Here is a 23717-nt window from a genome sequence, read left to right as displayed (position 1 = left end):
ATAGCATGGTGATTCGCCCCTCTTAGCAGGTGCCTTTCTAACAACAAAAAATCAGGGATACTTATGTTCTTAAAAAGCCTATTAACGGTAAGTGTTGCACTTGCTGTTAGCTCTGCCCATGCCAATGAATATGTTATCGAAAAGCTTGCCAAGCCTAGCTCACAACAAGTAGAACTTACGCTTGATCCTGCAAAAGACAATTTTTCTGGTCATACCGAAATTGCTTTAGAGGTTCTAAAAGCAACGAATTATATCGAATTAAACGGTATTGATTATGCGGTTAGCATGGCGAAAATTTTAGGTGCAGAAAACTGTGACCTAAGTGCTGAAATGCTAAAAACAGGCAAAGTTAAATTCGCTTGTGAAGAAAAAATTCAGCCAGGCAAATACACTTTAAAAGTTGATTTTACAGCCCCTTATAACCGTCAAAGTGTTGGTTTATATAAAACTTTAGATCAAGGTACGCCTTATCTTTTCACCCAATTTGAAATGAGCGATGCGCGTCGTGCATTCCCGGTTTTTGACGAGCCTAGTTATAAAATTCCATTTCAGCTAACTATTACAGCGCCAACATCACAAAAAGTGTATGCCAATACACCGGTTTTAAAAACCAAAGTTGATGGCGATATGACAACGCACTTTTTTGACAAAACGCCTCCTATTCCTTCTTACTTAGTCGCCATGGCTGTAGGCCCGTTTGAAGAGCTTGAAATTAAAGGCATGCCAATTCCTGGCCGCGTTCTGACTCCACAAGGCAAAATCCATCTTGCTGACTACGCAAAAGAAAATATGCCGCGTGTGTTAAAAGCACTAGAAGATTACTTTGGCATTCCTTACGTTTACAAAAAACTAGATTCAGTTGCTGTACCAGAGTTCCCATTTGGCGCGATGGAAAACGCAGGCTTAGTGACTTACCGTGAAGACATTTTATTGGTAGACCTAGCAACAGCAACGCGCAGCAAAAAAGAACGTAATGTATCAATCATTGCCCATGAATTAGCCCACCAATGGTACGGTAACCTAGTGACCATGAAATGGTGGAATGACTTATGGTTAAACGAAGCATTCGCAAGCTGGATGGCAGCGAAAATCACTGCACAAATCAACCCAGAGTTTGAGTCGCACTTAGACTTGCCACAAAACCATGTAATGGCACTGGATGCGCGTTTAAGTACTAAACCTATTCGTAAACCAATCAAAACTGAAGCTGACATCATGGACGGCCTTGGCCTTGCCTACAGTAAAGGGAGTGCGGTTTTATCTATGGTTGAAAACTGGATTGGCGAAGAGGCATTCCAGCAAGGTATTCGTGCTTACTTGAAGAAGTTCTCGTATAAAAATGCAGAAGCCGCTGATCTATGGCAAGCACTAGGCGAAGCGTCTAATAAAGATGTGGCAAGCGTATTAAAATCATTTATCGAACAATCATCTTTCCCACTTATCAAAGTAACGCAAGATGGTAAGAAAATTACTATTAGCCAAAGCCGCTTTGTAAATGCTGGCGTTGATGCACCTGCACAACTGTGGAATGTCCCGGTTGCAATTAAGTATGGTGCGGGCGACAAAGTTAAAACCGCAAATGTTCTGCTGAACAAAGAAACACAGCTATTGACTCTCGACTTTGAACCTGAGTGGATCTACCCAGATCAAGGTGCCATGGGTTATTACCGCTGGGTATTAAATGATGCACAGTTCAATGCTCTATTAGAGAATGCAGCAGATAAGCTAACGGTGCGTGAGCGCTTAGCGTTACTTTCTGCGGTTGATTCATTACTTGATGCGGGTGTTATCTCTGCGGCTCACTTAATGCAAACTTTAGAAGCCTTTGTGAGTGATGCTCACCCACTAGTGGCAAACACAGCGTTAGGTTACCTAGCTTCTCAAAAACGCGTATTCGAAGACGACAGCAACCGTGATTTATGGCCTAAGTTTATCCGTAACAGCATTGCTCCTGCCGCTAAGCAATATGGTTTAACAGCAAAAGCAGGTGAAGACGCGGCGGTATCGCAATTACGTGCGCAAGTTATTGCTCGTTTAGGCTTTGATGGCCATGACCAAAAAGTCATTGATACAGCAAAAGCACAAGCGGCACTGTACTTAAACAACCCTGAAAATGTTGACCCATATTTAGCCTCAACATATTTAAACCTTGCGGCTTACCATGGCGATGCGAAGTTACTTGAAAAGTACAAGCAAACCTTTAAAACGACCAAAGATCCACAAGTTCGTACTAAGATGCTGGCAGCGATGGGTTACTTTGGTAAACCTGAGCTACAAAATGCGGTTCTAGAATACAGCTTAACAGATAACGTAACAGCCTCTGATATGCGTACGTTATTAGGTGGTTTAGGCTATGGTAAAGAGCGTGAAGCACTGTTTATTGAGTGGATTTATAACAATTACGATGCGATCACTAAGAACTTACCGCCGTTCTTTGTACCAAACTTACCGTTCTTCACGACGGCAAGCTGTGATGCGAAAAGCTTAGAGAAAACCAAAACCTTCTTCAACGATAAAATCACTGAAGTACCTGGTTATGCACGCTCTCTTAGTAAGCTTGAAGAAAGCATCAATGATTGTATTGCTCTGAAAAATCGTGAATTAAACTCGGTAAATAACTTCCTTAAACGCTAATTTAAGCAAATACGAAAAGGGCCACAATGTGGCCCTTTTTTATTGCGCTAAAATAGCGGTTAATTTAGATATAAATTGTTCAGCAGCGTCAGATGACATGACTTTAAATGCGATACCATAATGAAAGGGCTGTGCACTTTTATAAATGCGAGTTGGAAAACGGGTCATTTCACTACTGTGAAAGTAGTCTTTGATACGCGTAATGCCCTCAATTGACTCGAAATCAGCACTGAATACTTCAAATATAGGTCTAATAACAATTTTTGCTTGGCCACTTTGCTCATGAACATAAAATGCTTCTTTTGAGCTAGCTGGCATAAATTCGTTAATATTCTTAATCTTAAAGGTACTGCGGCAGCCCGCTTTTACCAGCTGTACACTCAGTTGTTCGGCAGAAAAAGACAAAGGCGTTCCTTACAAATAGCATGGATAGTTTAACCACAGTACAGTAATCAGGCTGAAACCGTTACTCATTTATTTATTACATACAAATGCCAGTTTGCTCTGTTTATAATTTAACCGTGAGATTGAACCATCACAAAAGCGTCTCAAATCAAGCCACTGTGACACCACTTCTGGCTCTGACAAACTGCGCTTATGAACTCGGTTATTAACCGCATAGGCCACAGTATCTTTATCAATTAAAGCAAAGTCTTGCACCGACTCAGGTAATCTAAATAAATCACTAACGTCCTCTGTTTGCGGCATAAAGCGCGCAACCCAGTGTTGGTTATCTTTGTTATAACTAAATAAATAACTGTTTGTGTGCTTATCAAAAATTAAAGTACGGCCAATATCCCCAGCAATAATACGCGGTTTAGCAGCTGCAACACGAGTGTATTGCAATGTATGCGGCTCACCTAAGATAAACATGATGAGATCTTCATCAGCGCCCCAAGCATGGTAGCCAACCGGCTCAATCCATTCAAAAATTCGGCTCGCAGCTGGCTCTTCTGCTAATGGATACTGCCATAACTTTTGCTTGCCATCTGCTTCGACCACGATTGCAGACAAGGCTTGCTGATTTGGCATAAGCGTTGGCGAGTATTCACTGACGGGCGTGTTGGTGATATTCACGCTGCTCTTAGATGCAAAGTCATAAAACGCAATATCGGTTTGTGACTGGCCATTTTCGCCAACAACCTCATGGGTGTAGTAAAGCCCAGCATCAACTAAAAACGGTTGATTATTATACGTTTTATCATCGGTTACTCGCGACACCTGCATACCATATGGGGTGTCTAAGTCGGCAAGTAATATTTCGCTTTTAGGCATCGCGGCATGTGCGTGACTGGTAAAAAATGTCCCTGCTGCGACGAAAAGTAAAGACGAAATCAATTTCATGTTGTTCTCTCGTTTTAATTTTTATCAGCCCATGATAGCGTTAATTAATCCGCCAGTCACTTGACCTTACCATGCTCGACCTTTATAACTAGGACGTGTTCGTTTTTTATCAGTTTCTACTGATTGATTTTATGCACGATAATACCAAACGCGTTAAGGTACTGACCATTAAGCACAACAATGGTTAACTATTTAAGCCGATAGGTATCAACAATAACGAGAATAATTATGTCAGCTAAACACCCTATCATCGCTATTACCGGTTCATCTGGGGCGGGGACTACCACAACCACCAATGCAATTAAGCACATATTTAGAAGCTTAAGCATTGATGCAGCCTTCATAGAAGGCGATAGCTTTCATCGTTATACACGTCCAGAAATGGATAAAAAAGTCCGTGAAGCACAACAAGAAGGCAAGCATATTAGCTACTTTGGCCGAGAAGCTAACGATTTTGGCGCTCTTGAAGAGCTTTTTTACCAATATGGTGAAACCGGGCAAGGTAAAATCAGACGCTACTTACATACTTTCGACGAAGCAGTTCCTTATAACCAATTACCGGGAACCTTTACACCTTGGCAAGATTTAGAATCAAATACAGATATCTTGTTCTATGAAGGTCTTCATGGTGGTGCTGTCGATGAGAATCATGATGTTGCTAAGCATGTCGATTTATTGATTGGCATGGTGCCTATTATCAACCTTGAGTGGATCCAAAAGCTCATTCGCGATACCTCGGAACGAGGCCACTCTCGTGAGGCGGTAATGGGCTCTATTGTACGTTCGATGGACGACTACATAAATCATATTACTCCTCAGTTTTCACGTACTCATATCAACTTCCAGCGAGTTCCTACTGTTGATACCTCAAACCCATTCAGCGCAAAAGACATTCCATCGCTAGACGAAAGCTTTGTTGTTATTCGCTTTCGTGGCATAGATGACGTCGATTTTCCGTACTATTTGAGCATGATTGAAGGCAGCTTTATGTCTCGTATCAATACGCTTGTGGTGCCTGGAGGCAAAATGGGCTTAGCAATGGAGCTTGTGCTAACCCCGTTGATCAAAGATATTATTTTGAAAAAACGCGCTCTTGAAAATTTAGCCCCGGTTGACTTGCCGATTTAACTCACTCGGGTACACTGCTGACTCTGGTAAAACAATGGAGTCGTCGGCTTGAAAGAAACATTACGTGTTATTGTTGGTTCAAAGAACCCCGTTAAAATTAACGCGGCTAAACATGTCTTTAGTCTTTATTTCCCAAATCATACGATTGAATGCAAAGGTGAACATGCGCCATCTGGCGTGCCTGATCAACCGCTAGGTGAAGATGAAACCCGCATCGGTGCTGAAAATCGTGTTAAGTATTGCCAAGATCACTTTGACGCCGACTTTTATGCAGCAATGGAAGGTGGCGCAGAACAATTTAGTTATGGCGCAGCAACCTTTGCCTTTGTGGTGATTGCAAACAAGCAACAATTTAGCGTTGGTCGCAGTAGCAACCTGCCATTACCGCAACCTTTTTACGATGCATTGCTGGCAGGTAAAGAGTTGGGTGATGTCATGGATGAGGCATTCAATACTGTTAATATCAAACAACAAGGTGGTGCTATTGGCTTATTGACCAATCACCTTGCTACGCGTGAAAGCACTTATGTACAAGCGCTGACACTGGCCATGGCGCCATTTTTACACCCAACCCTATTCAATCAGTAATTAGGATAACCATGAAGTATAGCCACGTATTATTCGATGCAGATGAAACGCTTTTTAGCTTTAATGCATTTGAAGGTTTAAAAGTGATGTTTGCACATTACGGCGTCGAATTTACTGAGTCAGATTATCATCATTACCAAGCAACTAATAAGCCGCTGTGGGTTGCATATCAAAAGCACGAAATTACTGCCAGTGAACTACAGATAACTCGCTTTACCGAGTGGGCAAATAAACTCGATGTACCAGCAAAAGCACTTAACGATGGCTTTTTAGACGCTATGGCCTCTATTTGTGTGCCACTGCCTGGTGCAGTTGAATTACTCACAAAATTGAAGCCACACGCCAAGCTAGGCATTATTACCAATGGGTTTGCTAAGTTACAACAAAAGCGCTTAGAGCACACCGGTTTACAGGATATGTTCGATTGGCTTGTTATTTCAGAGTTAGTCGGTAAAGCAAAGCCTGCCCCAGAGATTTTTCAGCACACATTCCAATTAATGGGCAATCCGCCAAAAGAGCAGATTTTAATGGTGGGTGATACCGCTGCCAGTGATATTTTAGGTGGTCACAATGTGGGTATCGACACGTGTTGGTTACAACACCCGGAAGTTGAGCTACCAGAGAATATTAAACCTACATATCAAATCAATCAGTTGGTCGAGCTTGAAGCTATTCTAGGCTTATAATTCTTGATAATAGTTTGGCAAAAAAAATGACACTTAAAGCGTCATTTTTTGTAACTGTAATATGCTTGCGATTAAGCTGTCGCTACTTCTAAGCCTGGTGCTGGCATAGTCACTGGGGTATCGAAAGTTGCCCATTCCCATGCTGACTCAGTCGCCATAATTTTACGAAGTAGTTTATTGTTTAAATCATGGCCTGATTTATAAGCCGTGATTTTACCTAGAATGTTGTGGCCAGTCATAAACATATCGCCCACACAGTCTAAGATCTTGTGTTTAACAAACTCATCGCTATAACGTAAGCCGTTTGGATTCAGTACTTTAAACTCATCCAATACAACTGCGTTATCCATGCTACCACCTAATGCTAGGTTGTTAGCGTGCATATACTCGATATCTTTCATAAAGCCGAAAGTACGTGCGCGGCTGATTTCTTCAGTGAAGCTTTGTGCCGTGATATCTAAACCGATACGTTGGCGGCTTTCATTGATTGCTGGGTGATCAAACGCAATTTCAAAATCGATGTGGAAACCATCGTATGGTTCGATCTCAGCCCATTTATCGCCTTCTTCAATACGTACTTTTTCTTTAATACGAATAAAGCGTTTAGCTGCATTTACTTCTTTAATGCCGCCTTTTTGTAACAAATAGATGAATGGTAATGCACTACCATCCATGATTGGTACTTCTGAGCTATCTAATTCAACAATTAGATTATCAATACCCATTGCCGCTACCGCCGCAATAAGGTGCTCAGTCGTTGATAAACGAACGCCATCTTTGTTTGTTAAACAGGTACACAGTTGCGTATCACCAACGGCTTCTGGTGTTGTTTCAAAATCAACAACCGGATCAAGGTCTACGCGACGAAATACTATCCCAGTATTTGCGCTCGCAGGTCGGAGAGTAATAGTGACCTTCTCACCTTTATGAAGTCCAATTCCTATGGCTTTGACTACTTCTGCAATCGTACGCTGTTTAATCATAGGTTCGCTCACTTATAGTTACAGTTAGACGGCGAATTGTATCATAAATACATCCAGCTGCCAATTTGTTTATTTATCGAACAAAATTACCAACAAAAACTGTCTTAGTCAGCTTGCTTTCTTAGGAAAGCAGGAATGTCGAAGTAATCGCCACCCTCTGATTTATCAGACTTTTTGCTGCTCTCAGTGCTGCTAGATACTGAGCTGCTCGCTGTACTTTGTTGTACTGACTCTTGCTTTTCAGACGCAGATGACATGCTTACGTCATCGCTGCTGCCTTGACTTGCAAAGCTTGGTACATACATGCTGCTAGTCGTTTGGTTCATTGAGCTGTGTACATCAGAACCTGATGCTTTCTTAAAGCCATTATCAACAATACCAAACTGTGGACGACGATCGCCGCCTAAACCTGTTGCAACAACCGTTACACGTAACTCGTCGCTCATTTCAGGGTCAATTACCGCACCTACAACCACTGTTGCGTTTTCTGACGCAAGTGCTTTAACGTGGTTACCAACAATTTCAAATTCTTCAATCGCAATATCCATACCTGCGGTGATATTAACTAGGATACCTTTAGCACCTGTTAAATCAACATCTTCAAGTAATGGGCTTGAAATAGCCGCTTCAGCTGCTTCTTGCGCGCGGTCTGGACCAGACGCTGATGCTGTTCCCATCATCGCAGTGCCCATCGCTGACATTACTGTACGTACGTCTGCGAAATCCACGTTGATTAGACCAGAACGTGTAATTAGCTCTGCAATACCTTGTACCGCACCAAATAACACGTCATTCGCTTTTGCGAAGGCATCTAATAGTGTAGTCCCTTTGCCTAAAACTTTAAGCAATTTATTGTTCGGAATTGTAATAAGTGAGTCTACAGTTTCTGACAATTCATTAATGCCTTGTTCAGCAGCTGCAGCGCGCTTTTTACCTTCGAAGTCAAATGGGCGTGTTACTACAGCAACCGTTAGAATACCTAACTCTTTAGCAATTTTAGCAACCACTGGTGCAGCACCGGTACCCGTACCACCGCCCATACCTGCAGCGATGAACACCATGTCAGCGCCTTCAAGGCTGGCACGGATAGTATCAGCGTCTTCTTCAGCAGAGTTACGACCCACTTCAGGGTTTGCACCCGCACCTAGACCAGAGGTGATTTGTGTACCTAGCTGTACTGTTACATCAGCCGACGAATTACGTAATGCTTGTGCATCTGTATTCGCGGCAATGAAACGTACGCCTTCAATTTGTTGTTTTACCATGTGCTCAACAGCGTTACCGCCGCCACCGCCCACGCCAATTACTTTAATGACAGCTTCTTCGCTGTGCTGTTCCATCATATCAAACATGTTTACTCTCCGACTTGAGTCTTAAAACTCACCTTGGAACCATTTAGTAATACGGTTCCACCAATTATTATCACCTTCCGCTTTCGACTTTTGTGCATTCATCGATTGCATTGTACGGCCGTATTGTAACAAACCAACCGCGGTCGCGTACGAAGGATCATCTACATAATCTGTCAAACCAACAATCCCGATTGGTTTGCCAATTCTGACCGGCATTTGGAAAATGTCTTCTGCCACTTCCATTGCACCCGTCATTTTTGCTGTTCCGCCAGTAATGACGAGACCTGCAGCAATTTGGTCTTCAAAACCTGAGCGGCGTATTTCTTCCATCGCCAACTCGAATAATTCTCTAAAACGTGGCTCCACAACCTCAGATAAGGTATGACGCGACATAATGCGCGCAGGACGACCACCCACACTCGGCACTTCAATCGTGTCTTCGTTGCTTGCCATTTGGCTACTAGCACACGCATATTGTACTTTGAGTGACTCAGCATGTGATATAGGTGTTCTAAATATTTTTGCAATATCACCAGTCACTTGGTTACCAGCTACCGGAATAACGGCTGAGTGACGAAGCGCACCATTAATATAAATGGTGATATCCATAGTGCCGCCACCAATATCTAACACAGCCACACCCAGTTCTTTTTCATCATCTGTAAGTACTGAATAACATGATGCCAGTGCTGTAAAGATCAACTGATCGACTTCGAGACCACAACGCTCAACGCACTTTTCGATATTCTTTGCCATATCATTTGAGCAAGTAATGATGTGCGCGCGAGCTTCCATACGAACACCGCTCATTCCAAGTGGGTTTTTAATCCCCTCTTGCATATCAATGCTGTACTCTTGTGGCAGTGCATGCAGCATTTTGCGCTCTGCTGAAATTGGCACAGAGCGAGCAATGTGAATCACATTTTCGATATCTTCATCAGTTACTTCAGTGTTGTTAATCGCAACGACACCGCTTTCGTTTTGGCACTGGATGTGTTTTCCAGAAATACCTAAATAAACAGAGCTGATACGGCAATCAGCCATCAACTCTGCTTCGTCTATTGCGCGACGAATCGATTCAGAAACAAGGTTAAGGTCGTTAACGCCGCCTTTATCCATACCATGCGATACTTGGCTGCCAACACCCACAATGCTTAGTTTGTTATCTGCGGTGATTTCACCAACGGTGGCCACAACTTTCGATGTGCCAACGTCTAATCCAATCACTAGGTTTCTTTCTGCTGACTTGGTCATGCCTTACTCTTATTTTCTAATTGTTCTTCTTGCACTGGCTTCCAGCTCACCGCAAGACCGGTATCATACCGTAAATCAACAACATCGATTTGTGCATCTGCACGTTGTTCCATGCGCGGATACACGTCAATAAAACGTTGTACACGCTTTGCTTTTTCTTTGCGGCCTAAGTTCAGGCGAATGCCGTTATCAAGCCATAACTGCCACGAAAAACGCTCTGATAGCGCTAAACTTGTCAGCTCTAAATTATTCACTTTAAGCATTTCTTGAAATTGACGAAATGCAGTCCACGCTTCGATTTCACTGCCTTCAGGGCCGTAAAGCTGCGGCAAAGTAGTAGGTAATTTTTCACTACTGGCCTGAAACACTTCGCCTGCTTGGTTTAGCAGTAAATCACTGTTCCAGTGCGCTACAGCTTGGTGTTCAACAACATAGACCTGTAAGGTATCTGGCCATTGTTTTCTGACCGAGGCTGTTGCCACCCAAGGTAAGCTTTGCACTAAGCGTTGCACATGTTTTACGTCTAATTCAAAAAAACTCGATAAGTCGGCTTTTTTTATTGCACCAATAATTGCTTTTTCATCAGTATATTGGGGCTGACCAAGTACTGATAAATGCTTTATTTGTGCGTCTTTATTTTCGACCAACCAATCAGAGACGCCCGTGGTGATTTTCACTAATGCAAAAATCACCACTAGAAAAAAGCTCACACCAAAAATCAACGACCAATTTAGCTGTTGTTTTAATTGTTGCGCTTTTTCTAAAAAAGGATGCATATTAAAGTGTTTGCTCCAAAATGCGAACAACTAATTGCTCAAAGCTTGCACCATTTGCTTTTGCCGCCATTGGTACTAAAGACTTTTCTGTCATGCCTGGTACCGTATTTACTTCTAATAAGTAAAAGTTTCCTTGCTGATCACGCATTGCATCAACACGGCCCCAACCACTTGCACCGACTAAATCAAACGCTTTTAATGCCATATCTTGCAACAATTCAGTTTCTTGCGCAGATAAATCTGCTGGGCAATGGTACTGAGTTGTAGTTGATTGGTACTTAGCTTGATAGTCATAAAAACCATTCGGCGTCGTCATTTCAATCACTGGCTGAACATCTTGTCCAAGTACCGCAACAGTAAATTCACGGCCAGTGATCCACTGCTCTACAAGCACTTGGCTATCAAACTTAAATGCAGCATTTAATGCAGCATCGAGTTGCTCTGCGCTACTTGCTTCTGCCATACCAATGCTTGAACCTTCATGTGACGGTTTGACCATCACTTTGCCAAATTCATTAATAATCGCTTGGCTATCAAATTCATAACGGCTATCAACAACGGTATAAGGCGAGGTGCTTAAGCCCATCGCTTTGAACAAGTGTTTACAACGCACTTTGTCCATCGCAAGTGCAGAGCCAAGTACATCACTACCGGTATAAGGAATACCCATAAATTCAAGCGCACCTTGAATGGTGCCATCTTCACCACCACGACCATGAAGGGCAATGAATACACGTTCAATGTTTAATTCTTTTAATTGCCATAACGGCTGATCTTTTGGATCAAAAGCAATGGCGTCAACGCCAACACTTTGCAAAGCGTTCAATACGGCTTGGCCAGATTTAAGAGAAACTTCTCGTTCGGCAGATGTGCCACCAAAAAGTACCGCTACTTTGCCAAATTTGTCGCTTAACTGGCTCATACATTTACCTGCTTTAGTTGTTCAATAGACAAGTTGGTTGCTGCTAACTTTTTCACTAACTGGCCTATGTTACCAGCGCCTTGTGTTAAAACTAAATCATTATCTTGCATAATATCAGCAAGGACACCGGCAAGCTCAGAGCTACTAGCAACATGCAGTGGCTCTTTGCCACGCTGGCGTAAACTACGACATAAACTCTTACTATCAGCACCCACAATTGGCTCTTCGCCCGCTGAGTACACATCAAGGAGTAATAGCTGATCAACATCAGCAAGTACTTTGACAAAATCTTCGTACAAGTCGCGAGTACGACTATAACGGTGCGGCTGGTAAACCATCACTAAACGTTTATCTGGCCAACCCTCACGAACCGCAGCAATTGTCGCTGCAACTTCAGATGGATGATGGCCATAGTCATCAACTAACATCACATTGCCGCGCTCATTTTCAAACGTACCATAATGTTGGAAGCGGCGGCCTACACCTTCAAACTTTGCAAGTGCCTCTAAAATTGCATGGTTCGCAATGTTTTGATCTTTAGCCACTGCAATCGCCGCTGTCGCGTTAAGCGCATTGTGTTTGCCCGGCATATTAAGCGTGACAGCTAAGCTTTCACCTTGCTTATTCACTACACTAAATGAGCAGGTATTCGCTGTTTGGCTAAAATCAAGCATACGGTAATCAGCTTCGGCCGATTCACCATAGGTAATAACAGGACGTCCAAAGCGCGGGATCAGCTCTGCCGCAACCTCAGAATCAATACACACCACAGCTAAACCATAAAACGGTAAGTTATGAATGAAATCGACATAGGTGTCTTTCATTTTTTCTAAGCTACCGCCGTACGTATCCATGTGATCTTCTTCGATATTCGTGATCACCGATACCATAGGCTGTAAATGTAAGAATGACGCATCACTCTCATCAGCTTCTGCAATTAAAAAGTCACTTTTACCAACCTTGGCATTACTTCCTGCACTATTTAACAAGCCACCAATAATAAATGTTGGATCAAGGCCAGCTTGCGCATAAATGCTCGCGATTAAACTCGTGGTTGTGGTTTTACCATGAGTGCCTGCTACCGCAATTCCGTGGCGAAAACGCATTAGTTCAGCCAGCATCTCAGCACGGCGAACAATAGGAATACGCGCCGCTTTAGCCGCTTTAATCTCAGGGTTTTGCTCATTTATAGCACTTGATACCACCACAACGCTGGCATCTTTTACATTGTTTTCATCATGACCAATAAATACTTCTGCACCCACTTGAATTAAGCGCTCAGTCATTGCACTGTGCGCAATATCTGAGCCTGTGATGCGGTAGCCTTCAAAAGCAAGTACTTCGGCAATTCCACCCATGCCTGCACCACCAATCCCAACAAAATGGATGGTGTCGATACGACGCATCGCAGGACGAGTGTTGTTTTCTTTCATCGTGCTTTCTTTCACTACTAATCTCTTCTATCTGCTAGTTGCTCACAGCGTTTTGCTACATTGGCTGTGGCATCTAAAATAGCAAGTTGTTTTGCTTTACTTGCCATTGTTGAAATTTTTTCTGGTGCGTTTACGTAGGGTGTTAATAACTCAACGACCGCTGTTTTGTTGAACTCGCTTTGCTGCATAATCAGCGCGGCCTGTTCTGTCACTAAATATTTTGCATTGGCAGTTTGATGGTCGTCGACAGCATGTGGGAAAGGCACAAATAATGCCATTCGACCCGCTGCGGCAATCTCACTGACCGTTAACGCACCAGCGCGGCAAATTACCAAATCGGCCCATTGATATGCACTATCCATATCATCAATGAATTCAGCAACTTTGCTATTTTCAGCTAATCCTAACTGTTGATAGCTCGCAGTCACATTCGGTTCATTATTTTTACCTGTTTGGTGCCATATATTAAGCGTTGTTAGCGCTGAAAGTTCACTGAATACAGCAGGTAAAGTCTCATTAAGTACCTGCGCACCAAGTGAACCACCCACTACAAGCACATTGATCGGTGTCGTTGTTTGCTTGGCGGTGACATTTGCAACACTGGCTCTGACCGGATTACCCACCACTTCACATTGTTCTTTTGCAAAAGCCGATGGAAAAGCGGCTAACACTTTATTGGCAAACTTTGCTAACCAGCGGTTACTCATACCTGCAACCGCATTTTGCTCATGAATAACCAAAGGAATACCTAAGCTCTTTGCTGCAATCCCCGTAGGCCCGGTCACATAGCCACCCATAGCAAGAACAACATCAGGCTTTTGTGCTTTTAAAATTTTACGTGCTTGAAAAATCGCATTCATCACCATAAATGGCGCTTTAATCAAGCGTTTAATTCCATTACCACGCACACCTTTCACATTGATAAAATCAATCTCAATGTTGTGTTTAGGAACCACAGTGGCTTCCATTCTATCTGGCGTACCAATCCAGCTAACTTGCCAGCCTTGTTGCTTTAAAAAGTCAGCAACAGCAATACCTGGGAAAATATGGCCACCGGTACCACCTGCAACTACAAGTAATTTTTTACTCATCGCTTACCTCCACGAGAGGTAGCCTGCTTAGTCGCCATTTTTGTCTCAAAATCTATTCGCAAAAGTACACCTGTTGCTATGGTCATAATTAATAAGCTTGAACCACCGTACGAAATAAACGGTAGCGTTAAGCCTTTTGTTGGTAAAATACCTGCACTTGCGCCAATATTTACCATGGTTTGAAACGCAAACCAGATACCAATAGCAAAGGCAAAATAGCCTTCGTACTCTTTGCCACATTTAAGCGCTTTTTGACCAATCAGCAAGGCTCTGAATACAAACACACCGAGTACCATCAAGATACTCACTACGCCAAAAAAGCCGAGCTCTTCACCAATCACAGCAAAGATAAAATCATTATGTGCTTCTGGTAGATATTGCAGTTTTTGTACGCTATTACCTAAGCCTTGACCAAACCAGCCACCTTGGCTGTATGCCATTAGCGATTGTACTAACTGATAACCTTTACCGAATGGATCTTCCCATGGCTCTAAAAAGCCTGTAACACGAGCCATACGGTATGGTTCAGCAATAATCAAAACCACAACGGCTGCTATACCCGTTAAGATAAGACCAAAAAACTGCCATAACTTAGCACCGGCTAAAAACAGTAAGCCTACAGTAGTCACAAACAACACCACCACGGTGCCTAAGTCTGGTTGCATTAAAATCAAAAACGCATACACACCAAACACAGCTAATGGCTTAAAGAAACCTTTTAAGTTCTCTTGCACTTCTTCACGTTTACGCACTAAGTAACCAGCAATGTAACTAAAGAAATACAACTTCGCAGCCTCGGCTACCTGAAAACCAACTGGGCCGATTGGTATCCAACGTTTTGCGCCATTCACTTCACGGCCAACAATCAGCACCAAAACGAGTAAACCTAAACCCAGTAATAATAAATAAGCGTTACTGCGTTTCCACCAATCCATAGGCACATTAGTGGCAATCCAAAACAAGAAAAAGCCCATGATTAAAAACATGCTATGACGAATAATAATGTGGTACGGATTATCAAAAATTCGCTCGGCAGTTGGCATTGACGCACTGGTTACCATCACAAAACCAACACCTATCAACATAAACATGCAATACAGCAACGGCACATCATAAAGTTGTGGCGATTGCTTTGGTGTTAATGCTTCACGGATGTCAGCAAATGCGATCATACTGCCTCCGCCAATACGCACTGCGCAAAGTCATCGCCACGTTGCATATAGTTGTTATACATATCGATGCTGGCACAAGCAGGTGCTAATAAAACGATATCGCCGCTGCTGCTTAGTTGTTTAGCTAACTGCACAGCTTCATGCATGTTGCTGGTTAGGTGGCCTTTTTCGGTTAATGCCACAAGTGCTTTAGCATCCTTACCAAAACAAATAAGCGCTTTCACTTTGTCATTTAAATAAGGCTTCAAGGCATCTAAATCGGCCCCTTTTGCATCACCACCGGCAATCACAACTAGTTGCTTTGCTTGATCAGCTAAGCTTTCAATCGCAGCGATAGTCGCACCAACATTGGTCGCCTTTGAATCGTTAAAGTATTTCACTTCATTAATTTCGGCGACAAACTGGCAACGATGGGCAAGTCCAGTAAATGTACTAAACGCTTGCTGATAATGCGCTGTAGAGATGCTAAACGGGCTCAATAACGCCATCACCGCGAGCGCATTTTGTTGGTTGTGCGAGCCAACAACTTGCAAACAGCTTGCAGGCAACACAGGTTTACCGTGTGCTGCAAAGTATTGCTCACCGTGATGTTCAACCAAGGCAAAATCTGCATTGGCAAGTGCAAAGCTCACTTGAGGTTGCTTTGCAGTGTGCGTTGCCACATCAATGGCATTGACTACCGCAAGTTCAGAGCCGTTATAAATACTTTGCTTAGAGTCAATGTATGCTTGGTAGCTTGGGTAACGATCAAGGTGATCTTCACTCACATTCAAGACACAGGCACTTTTTGCTTTTAAGCTGTGCGTGGTATCAAGTTGAAAACTCGACAGCTCAAGTACATACACATCGTAGTCTTGCGAGAGTAAATCAAGCACCGCAGTACCAATGTTGCCACCAAGGCCTACTTTATAACCAGCCGCTTTAAGCACTTCAAACGCCAATGTAACCACTGTCGACTTACCATTTGAGCCAGTCACCGCGACAATCGGCTTATCCGTCAATCGAGCAAAAAGCTCAACATCACCAATCACTTCAACACCAGCATCAATTGCCTTTGCTACAGCGGGTGTAGCGAGGCTTAAACCTGGGCTGATGATAATAATGTCATTGCTGGCTAAGTCTGCCTGCTCTAAGTCACCAAAGTGAGTCGTTAACTCACTGGCATGCTCATTTAGCCAATCAGCACCCGGCGGCGCTGTGCGGCTATCAACAACAATTGGCTTAATATTCTGAGACAATAAAAAACGCACAATGCCCAGACCGGTTACACCGAGTCCGAGCACTGAAATTTGTTTGTTTTTAATCTCGTTAATTACAGTCATTTACCTGATCTTTAATGTCGCAAGGCCAGCAAGTACTAGCACGATTGAAATAATCCAAAAGCGCACAATAACGCGCGGCTCAGGCCAACCCTTTAATTCATAATGGTGGTGAATAGGCGCCATTCTAAAAATACGTTGGCCACGTAATTTGTATGAGCCTACTTGTAAAATCACCGATAATGCTTCCATTACAAACACACCTCCCATGATGATAAGTACCAGTTCTTGGCGAACCAGCACCGCAATAATACCCAAAGCACCACCGAGTGCTAATGAGCCTACATCACCCATAAATACCTGTGCTGGGTAGGTGTTAAACCATAAGAAACCAAGTCCAGCCCCGACAATCGCAGTACACACAACCACAAGCTCACTGGCGAGCGGTAAATGCGGAATATGTAGGTAGCTTGAGAAATTAACGTTACCAGTTAAGTAAGCAATAATGGCAAGTGCTGCCGCCACTAAAATGGTTGGCACAATCGCTAAACCATCAAGGCCATCTGTCAGGTTTACCGCGTTCGACGTACCTACAATTACAAAGTAAGTCATCACGATATAAAACAAGCCAAGCTGTGGTAACACGTCTTTGAAAAACGGCACAACTAACGAGGTTTCGCTGCCTTGCTGCGAGGTAAAATAAAGCGCACTGGCAACCACTAACGCAATCACTGATTGCCAAAAGTATTTCCACTTCGCAATTAAGCCTTTAGGGTCTTTGCGGATCACTTTACGGTAGTCATCAATAAAACCAACCACACCTAACGAGCCCACAACAAATAAGGTTGCCCAAACATATTTATTTGAAAGGTCTGCCCACAGTAATGTGCTGGTAAAAATCGCCCCTAAAATCAAAATGCCGCCCATAGTTGGGGTGCCTTTTTTAGATAGGTGAGACTCTGGGCCATCGTGACGAACCACCTGACCAATCTGCATTTTTTGTAATGCACGAATTAGCTTAGGACCAAAATAAAGTGAGATAAGCAGTGCTGTTAAAATACCTAAAATCGCGCGCAGCGTAAGGTAAGAAAAAACATTAAAGCCACTGTAATACTGTGTTAAATACTCTGCCAGCCAAACTAACATGACGATACTCCATTGTTGCCATCTTGCTGGCTATTTACTAAATCTTCGACCACAAGTTCCATACGCGAACTGCGTGAACCTTTGACAACAACCGTGGTTTTTTGCATCGATTGGGCAAGCACACTTTGTAATTGTTGTAATAATTGTTCACGGCTTGAAAAGTGGCGGTTTGGCTTTTCAAATACATCACTGGCTGATTTACTTAATACGCCTAAGCTATAAAGCTCATCAATGCCTTTTTGCTGTGCATACTCACCGACTTGTTGATGATAAAAGCGCGCTTCTTCGCCAAGCTCTCCCATATCACCTAACGCAAAAATACGACGACCCGGCATATCACTTAATAAATCAATTGCTGCTTTAACCGATTGCACATTCGCATTATAGGTATCATCAATCACCGTCAAGGTATCTGATACTTTAAGGACGTTAACGCGGCCTTTAACTTCGCCCATGGTCGCCAGCGCTGATGCAACGCTTTCAAGGCTTACACCCAACTCAGTGGTTAAGGCAGTTGCAATTAACGCATTAGCAATATTATGTTTGCCCGGTAATGCGAGCGTAACAGGTACTTTTTTATCTTTATTACAAAGCATGAAAGAAGCGCGCGCTTGTTCATCAAGCACCACATCTTCCGCCCAATAATCTAATTGTTGGCTAGTAGAAAAGCGTTTTACATTGCGTTCAGTTAATTTATCAAGCCAAAAATCGGCAAAGTCGCTGTCGCAATTGACGATAGCAACCCCATTAGGCTTTAAGCCGTCATAGATTTCGCCTTTTGCCGTTGCAACACCTTGTAATGAGCCAAAGCCTTCTAAGTGAGAAGCCGCAACATTACATACCACAGCAACATCAGGTTTTGTCATTGCAACGGTGTAAGCTATTTCACCAATGTGGTTTGCACCTAACTCAATCACCGCATATTGGTGTTGTGGTTCAAGGCGTAATAATGTCAGCGGTACACCAATGTCATTATTAAAGTTACCTTTTGTTGCCAGTACTTCGCCGTGACCAGATAAAATCGCCGCACACATTTCTTTAACGGTCGTTTTACCAACGCTACCTGTGATAGCAATTGTTTTTGGTGCGACCTGTGCCATCACAGCGGCGCCAATTTGGCCAAGCGCAATACGTGTGTCACTGACCACAAACTGCACAATATCGACATTAACAGGACGCGCTACAATGGCAGCTATCGCCCCTTTTTCTTTTGCTTGCGCAACAAATTTATGCCCGTCAAAATTAGGCCCTTGTAGCGCTAAAAACACTTCACCGTCGCACAACGTGCGGGTGTCAGTGTTAATATTTTTTACCGTTTGATTACCACTTTGGTAATCGGTTGCTAGAACATTTGCTAGCCAATCAAAATCCATAGGGATCATAACTGCGCCCCTTGCGATTTTTCTTTTAATTGTTGTTGTACATATTGACGATCGCAGAAGTCGATTCGTTGGTCGCCAATGATTTGATAGTCTTCGTGGCCTTTACCTGCAATAAGAATGACATCATCAGCCCCCGCTTGTGCGATGGCATAGCTAATAGCTTGTGCGCGGTCTGCTTCACAATGTGCTCGTTCAGGCTGTTCAAGCCCTGCAACTACATCTGCGATAATAGCGTCTGGGTCTTCACTTCTTGGGTTATCACTGGTGATAATAATACGGTCTGCATTACCTTCAGCAGCTTTTGCCATCATCGGGCGCTTGCCTTTATCTCGGTCGCCACCACAGCCAAACACACAGCTCACGCCACCTGGAACATGTTTTTGCAATGCTTGTAATGCCAGTGCTAATGCATCAGGAGTGTGGGCATAGTCAACAATACAAGTCGGTTGACCTGGCGCACTAAATGCCTGCATACGCCCTGCTACAGGCTGTAATGTTTTACACCCTTCAACAAGTAAATTAAGCGGGTAACCCATACCTAATAAAGTGGCCATTGCAGCGGCTAAGTTATAAAGGTTAAATTCACCAAATAGCGTACTGTTAACTTCAGCTTGTCCCCAGCTAGTATCGAACTTCGCTGAAATACCGGCGTTATCATAAGTTACATCGCTGAAATAAACAAAACGTGCGTTTTCAGGTGGTAAATTTTTATGTCCATAACAAATCAGGTTATTAAAGTCGTATTTATCTAACCATGCTTCAACTTGCGCATCGTCTTGATTAAGCACTACAAGCTCAGGCATATGGTCACGCATTAACATCAACTTCGCATCACCATAGGCATCCATCGTGCCATGATAATCTAAGTGATCGCGTGAAAGATTAGTAAACACTGCAGCTTTAAATTTACACTGTTCAACACGTTGCTGAACTAAGCCATGAGATGAGACTTCCATAGCCACAACATCATTCTGCTCTGCAACAAGTTCAGATAAAATACGTTGTAAATCAACGCTCGATGGTGTGGTATTTGCCAGCTCAGTCAGGTTATCTGGATGCCCATAACCAAGCGTACCAATCACAGCTGCACGTTTATGACAGTGCTGCGCTAAGTGTGCGATCATTGCTGTGGTAGTTGATTTACCATTAGTGCCTGTCACACCCACTAAATCCAGCTGCTTTGATGGCTGTTGGTAAAAAGCAGCTGCAAGTGCAGGCAGCTTTTTCGCTAAATCGGTTACTAAATAAAGTGGTTCAAAATCACTTTCGAACTCACATAAACGGTCGGCAATGACTGCCACCGCACCATTTTCAATAGCTTTTTCAATAAACTGTCCGCCATCAAGTTGATGGCCTTTTATGGCAACAAACACATCGCCAGCTTTTACATCTCGGCTATCAAGACGTAGTTGATTGACCACTAAACTATTGGCCTCAACATCAATATGATTAAGAATCGGTTTTAAATCACGCATCGTTATCTTTGCCTTCTACGTACGCAACCGCATCTTTGTCCGGTGCAACGTTGAGAATTCTTAAGGCATTGGAGACAATCTCTGCAAATGCAGGACCTGCCGTCGCACCGCCGTAATAAACATCTCCACCCGGTTCGTTAATCATTACTACTACCGCTAAACGTGGGTTACTCGCTGGTGCAAGGCCAGCAATATAGCCGACGTACTCGTCACCGTAACCACCTACCGCGGCTTTTTTAGAAGTACCTGTTTTTGCTGCTGCGCGATAGCCATCAACATGAACCTTTTGTGCGGTACCGCCTTTCTCAAACACGCTTTCCATCATGTGAACAACAGCTTCAACGTCTTTTTGCTGAAAAACTCGCTCACCTTCAGGAATTGACTCTTGTTTAAGTACCGTAAGCGGACGCATCACGCCACCTGAACCTAACATCGCATAAAAGCGCGCCATTTGTGCGGTGCTTACAGCGAGGTTATAGCCAAATGATAATGCGGCAATTTCATGATCTGACCAGCGGCGATTTGGATAAAATAAACCACTGCTTTCACCAACCATGCCCGTGCCACTGTCGCTGCCAAATCCGACTTTTTCATACAGGCTAACAAAGTAGTCTTTTGGTAGTTCTTGACTCACCTTTGTTACACCCATATTACTTGAATACTTTAAGATTTCTCTTAACGTCATCTTGCCGTGATTACGGGTATCTTGTACTAGGCTTCCGCCAACGCGCATCCAGCCAGGAGAAGTATCAACGATTGAATCCGGTTGAATTGTGCCGTAGTCTAAACCAGCCAAAATGGCTAGCGGCTTAACAGTTGAGCCAGGCTCAAACAAATCGGTAATTGCACGGTTGCGACGCTTATGTGGAGCTGCATCTGATAAGTTATTTGGGTTAAACGACGGGCTGTTCACCATGGCTAACACTTCGCCGGTTTTAACATCTACAACCATAGCCGAGCCAGAGGTCGCTTTGTACGATAAAACGGCTGATTTTACCGCTTTGTAGGCAATTGCTTGAATACGCTGGTCGATGCTTAAATGAATGTTCTCTGGTTCTACACGTTCACGTTCATCGAGCACTTCGACTTCACGGCCTTGCGCATCTTTACGAATAGTACGTTGCCCTTCAACACCGGTTAACGATTTTTCATACAGCTTTTCAATCCCTTCGATACCATGACCATCAATGTTGGTGAAACCAATAACATGAGCTGTCACTTCACCAGCTGGGTAATAACGTTTTGACTCATCCAGCAAATGAATACCTGGTAAACGAAGGTCACCAATATAGTTAGCAACGGCAGGGGTAACCTGACGTTTTAGATACACAAAACGACGTTTTGGGTTATCACGTAGGCGAGAGTTAATTTTACTAGGTTCAATACGTAATACATCAGCAAGCTCACGCCAACGAATATCATTGCTGTAATAAGCAGCAATACGTTTATCTAATTCAACTGTGTTTTCTGCAAGTGCTTGTTGGTCTTCGCCGTTTTTGCGAGCTTGACGAAGAACTTTACTGATCAGTGATTTATGTAGCGCTTTAGGATCAGCATACACACTCACTACAGGCACACTCACTGCCAATTCTTTGCCATTGCGATCGAAGATCATGCCACGCTGCACATGTTGTTTTTCAACTCGTACAGTACGTTTATCACTTTCTGAACGGGCTTTGTCCGGTTCAATCACTTGTAAAAAAGCGGCACGCGCAACCAGCGTCATAAAGACTAAAAATACCACAGAGCACACAAGCAAAAAGCGCCATGTGATTAAGGTATTAGTTGGCTTTTTCCCTCTGCTTCTCATCGCAGTATTACCACCTGTTCGTCTTGGCTGGTTGGCCGTTTCATTTCTAATTGCATGGTTGCTACTTCTTCAATGCGCGCATGCTGCGAATAAAACTCTTCTTCTACGAGCAAGTAACGCCACTCTAAATCGAGCTCATCGCGTTCTTGCAATAATTTGTCTTGTGTTATCAGCTGCTGACGCGCTAAATGCGTCACCTGAACCACACTCAAGCTTGATGCGAGGATCACAACCAACAAGGCCAAGGTCAGCTTATTAGCTCCTAGGCCTTTAAAAATCTCGATAAATAAATTGGGTTGGCGATGTGTCGCTTTAGCTTTCATTACAACCTCTGAGCTACCCTTAACACTGAGCTACGTGAACGCGGGTTCGCTTCAATTTCCGCCTTACTTGGCTTAATGGCTTTACCCACTGCCTTTAACGTCAGGTTTTTGTTTATTTGTGCGTCCGTCAAAGGCAGACCTCTGGGTATCGCCTCTCCCTTACTCTGTTTTTTAATAAACTGCTTAACAATGCGATCTTCTAACGAGTGGAACGAAATAACCACTAAACGTCCACCAGGTTTTAACACCTCAACAGCGGCTTGCAGTGCAGTTTGAATTTCTTCAAGCTCACTGTTGATATAAATACGGATCGCTTGGAATGTTCGTGTAGCTGGGTGTTTATGTTTATCTTTCACTGGCACCGCTTCATCGACTAAGTCAGCAAGCTGCTTAGTGCTGATGATCGGTGTATGCTCACGTGTTTCAATAATTTTATGAGCAATACGACGACCAAATTTTTCTTCGCCGTAGGTTTTAATCACATGAGTAATATCTTCAAGTTCAGCTTCTGCTAGCCATTGTGCCGCACTGCGACCACTGGTTGGGTCCATACGCATATCAAGCGGGCCATCTTTCATAAAACTAAAGCCACGCTCAGCATCATCAAGCTGTGGTGAAGAAACGCCGATATCTAACAGAATACCGTCAACCTTGCCGATTAAATCGTTATCTTCGGCAACCGTTTTAAGATTTGAAAAGCGAGTGTGAGCAATCGAAAAACGTGCATCATCAGCAAATTTTTCGGCAGCTTTAATAGCTTGTGGGTCTTGGTCAATCGCTTGTAAGCGACCTTGCTCACTTAATCGCGCAAGAATTTGTCCAGAGTGTCCACCGCGACCAAATGTGCCATCCATGTAAATGCCTTCGGGTTTTATATCCAAAGCATCTATGGTTTCGTCCATCAGTACAGAGACATGTTCAAATTGCGCTGTCATTAGCTATTTTTTGCCTTTTTATTA

At 43.3% G+C, this 23717-nt stretch carries 21 protein-coding genes; 4 read left to right on the top strand and 17 right to left on the bottom strand.

Annotated features, from left to right (window positions below):
- The first annotated feature begins 63 nt into the window (after positions 1-63).
- Complete coding sequence (locus C2M33_RS11705) at positions 64-2634, top strand: M1 family metallopeptidase (RefSeq protein ID WP_105174510.1); 2571 nt, start codon at positions 64-66, stop codon at positions 2632-2634.
- A 39-nt stretch (positions 2635-2673) separates the two neighbouring features.
- Here C2M33_RS11705 and C2M33_RS11700 read toward each other — a convergent pair whose 3' ends face one another.
- Together C2M33_RS11700 and C2M33_RS11695 are read right to left on the bottom strand one after the other, a co-directional pair.
- Positions 2674-3039, bottom strand: a complete 366-nt coding sequence (locus C2M33_RS11700; RefSeq protein ID WP_105174509.1) for a hypothetical protein — start codon at positions 3037-3039, stop codon at positions 2674-2676.
- 69 nt (positions 3040-3108) lie between these two features.
- Positions 3109-3978 (bottom strand): hypothetical protein, encoded by an 870-nt coding sequence (locus C2M33_RS11695; RefSeq protein ID WP_105174508.1) that lies wholly within the window; start codon positions 3976-3978, stop codon positions 3109-3111.
- A 228-nt stretch (positions 3979-4206) separates the two neighbouring features.
- Between C2M33_RS11695 and C2M33_RS11690 the strand changes: the two genes are divergently transcribed.
- The 3 genes from C2M33_RS11690 to yjjG are packed head-to-tail and all read left to right on the top strand — an operon-like array spanning position 4207 to position 6380.
- Entirely contained in the window at positions 4207-5106 is a 900-nt protein-coding gene (locus C2M33_RS11690) for a phosphoribulokinase (protein WP_054561042.1), read from the top strand.
- Between the two features lie 48 nt (positions 5107-5154).
- The gene (gene yjjX / locus C2M33_RS11685) at positions 5155-5694 is read left to right on the top strand and encodes an inosine/xanthosine triphosphatase (RefSeq protein ID WP_063702590.1); all 540 of its coding nucleotides are present in this window, start codon (positions 5155-5157) and stop codon (positions 5692-5694) included.
- 11 nt (positions 5695-5705) lie between these two features.
- Positions 5706-6380, top strand: a complete 675-nt coding sequence (yjjG, locus tag C2M33_RS11680; RefSeq protein WP_063702591.1) for a pyrimidine 5'-nucleotidase — start codon at positions 5706-5708, stop codon at positions 6378-6380.
- A 71-nt stretch (positions 6381-6451) separates the two neighbouring features.
- Here the strand turns inward: yjjG and lpxC are convergent, their stop codons facing one another.
- The 15 genes from lpxC to rsmH all read right to left on the bottom strand — a co-directional run bounded on the left by lpxC (position 6452) and on the right by rsmH (position 23693).
- Positions 6452-7363: a UDP-3-O-acyl-N-acetylglucosamine deacetylase gene (gene lpxC / locus C2M33_RS11675; protein ID WP_036971181.1), complete on the bottom strand. Its 912-nt coding sequence runs from the start codon at positions 7361-7363 to the stop codon at positions 6452-6454.
- Between the two features lie 104 nt (positions 7364-7467).
- Positions 7468-8715 (bottom strand): cell division protein FtsZ, encoded by a 1248-nt coding sequence (ftsZ, locus tag C2M33_RS11670; RefSeq protein ID WP_105174507.1) that lies wholly within the window; start codon positions 8713-8715, stop codon positions 7468-7470.
- A 21-nt stretch (positions 8716-8736) separates the two neighbouring features.
- Positions 8737-9969: a cell division protein FtsA gene (ftsA, locus tag C2M33_RS11665; RefSeq protein ID WP_063702596.1), complete on the bottom strand. Its 1233-nt coding sequence runs from the start codon at positions 9967-9969 to the stop codon at positions 8737-8739.
- A complete protein-coding gene (locus C2M33_RS11660) occupies positions 9966-10745 on the bottom strand; it encodes a cell division protein FtsQ/DivIB (RefSeq protein WP_063702598.1) in 780 nt (259 codons plus the stop codon). The genes ftsA and C2M33_RS11660 overlap by 4 nt, the downstream gene beginning before the upstream one ends.
- Before the next feature lies 1 nt (position 10746).
- Positions 10747-11667 (bottom strand): D-alanine--D-alanine ligase, encoded by a 921-nt coding sequence (locus C2M33_RS11655; RefSeq protein WP_105174506.1) that lies wholly within the window; start codon positions 11665-11667, stop codon positions 10747-10749.
- Positions 11664-13100, bottom strand: a complete 1437-nt coding sequence (gene murC / locus C2M33_RS11650; protein WP_370626057.1) for a UDP-N-acetylmuramate--L-alanine ligase — start codon at positions 13098-13100, stop codon at positions 11664-11666. The genes C2M33_RS11655 and murC overlap by 4 nt, the downstream gene beginning before the upstream one ends.
- Before the next feature lie 17 nt (positions 13101-13117).
- The gene (gene murG, locus C2M33_RS11645) at positions 13118-14191 is read right to left on the bottom strand and encodes an undecaprenyldiphospho-muramoylpentapeptide beta-N-acetylglucosaminyltransferase (RefSeq protein ID WP_063702604.1); all 1074 of its coding nucleotides are present in this window, start codon (positions 14189-14191) and stop codon (positions 13118-13120) included.
- Positions 14188-15363, bottom strand: a complete 1176-nt coding sequence (gene ftsW / locus C2M33_RS11640; RefSeq protein ID WP_063702606.1) for a cell division protein FtsW — start codon at positions 15361-15363, stop codon at positions 14188-14190. The genes murG and ftsW overlap by 4 nt, the downstream gene beginning before the upstream one ends.
- The gene (gene murD, locus C2M33_RS11635) at positions 15360-16685 is read right to left on the bottom strand and encodes a UDP-N-acetylmuramoyl-L-alanine--D-glutamate ligase (RefSeq protein WP_105174505.1); all 1326 of its coding nucleotides are present in this window, start codon (positions 16683-16685) and stop codon (positions 15360-15362) included. Before murD ends, ftsW begins: the two co-directional genes overlap by 4 nt.
- Positions 16686-17768 (bottom strand): phospho-N-acetylmuramoyl-pentapeptide-transferase, encoded by a 1083-nt coding sequence (mraY, locus tag C2M33_RS11630; RefSeq protein ID WP_054552733.1) that lies wholly within the window; start codon positions 17766-17768, stop codon positions 16686-16688.
- The gene (locus C2M33_RS11625; RefSeq protein ID WP_105174504.1) at positions 17762-19150 is read right to left on the bottom strand and encodes a UDP-N-acetylmuramoyl-tripeptide--D-alanyl-D-alanine ligase; all 1389 of its coding nucleotides are present in this window, start codon (positions 19148-19150) and stop codon (positions 17762-17764) included. Before C2M33_RS11625 ends, mraY begins: the two co-directional genes overlap by 7 nt.
- Positions 19147-20625 carry a UDP-N-acetylmuramoyl-L-alanyl-D-glutamate--2,6-diaminopimelate ligase gene (murE, locus tag C2M33_RS11620; RefSeq protein WP_105174503.1) on the bottom strand — a complete coding sequence of 493 codons (1479 nt, stop codon included), beginning with the start codon at positions 20623-20625 and terminating at the stop codon, positions 19147-19149. The genes C2M33_RS11625 and murE overlap by 4 nt, the downstream gene beginning before the upstream one ends.
- Complete coding sequence (locus C2M33_RS11615; RefSeq protein WP_063702616.1) at positions 20618-22435, bottom strand: penicillin-binding transpeptidase domain-containing protein; 1818 nt, start codon at positions 22433-22435, stop codon at positions 20618-20620. The genes murE and C2M33_RS11615 overlap by 8 nt, the downstream gene beginning before the upstream one ends.
- Positions 22432-22758: a cell division protein FtsL gene (gene ftsL, locus C2M33_RS11610; protein WP_063702618.1), complete on the bottom strand. Its 327-nt coding sequence runs from the start codon at positions 22756-22758 to the stop codon at positions 22432-22434. The genes C2M33_RS11615 and ftsL overlap by 4 nt, the downstream gene beginning before the upstream one ends.
- The gene (rsmH, locus tag C2M33_RS11605) at positions 22758-23693 is read right to left on the bottom strand and encodes a 16S rRNA (cytosine(1402)-N(4))-methyltransferase RsmH (protein WP_063702620.1); all 936 of its coding nucleotides are present in this window, start codon (positions 23691-23693) and stop codon (positions 22758-22760) included. The genes ftsL and rsmH overlap by 1 nt, the downstream gene beginning before the upstream one ends.
- Positions 23694-23717: the final 24 nt, after the last annotated feature.

Source organism: Pseudoalteromonas sp. T1lg122 (genome assembly GCF_002964825.1).
Taxonomy (GTDB): domain Bacteria; phylum Pseudomonadota; class Gammaproteobacteria; order Enterobacterales; family Alteromonadaceae; genus Pseudoalteromonas; species Pseudoalteromonas gelatinilytica.
Note: the sequence above shows the minus strand (reverse complement) of the source record. Positions and strands in the feature narration are given on the sequence as shown.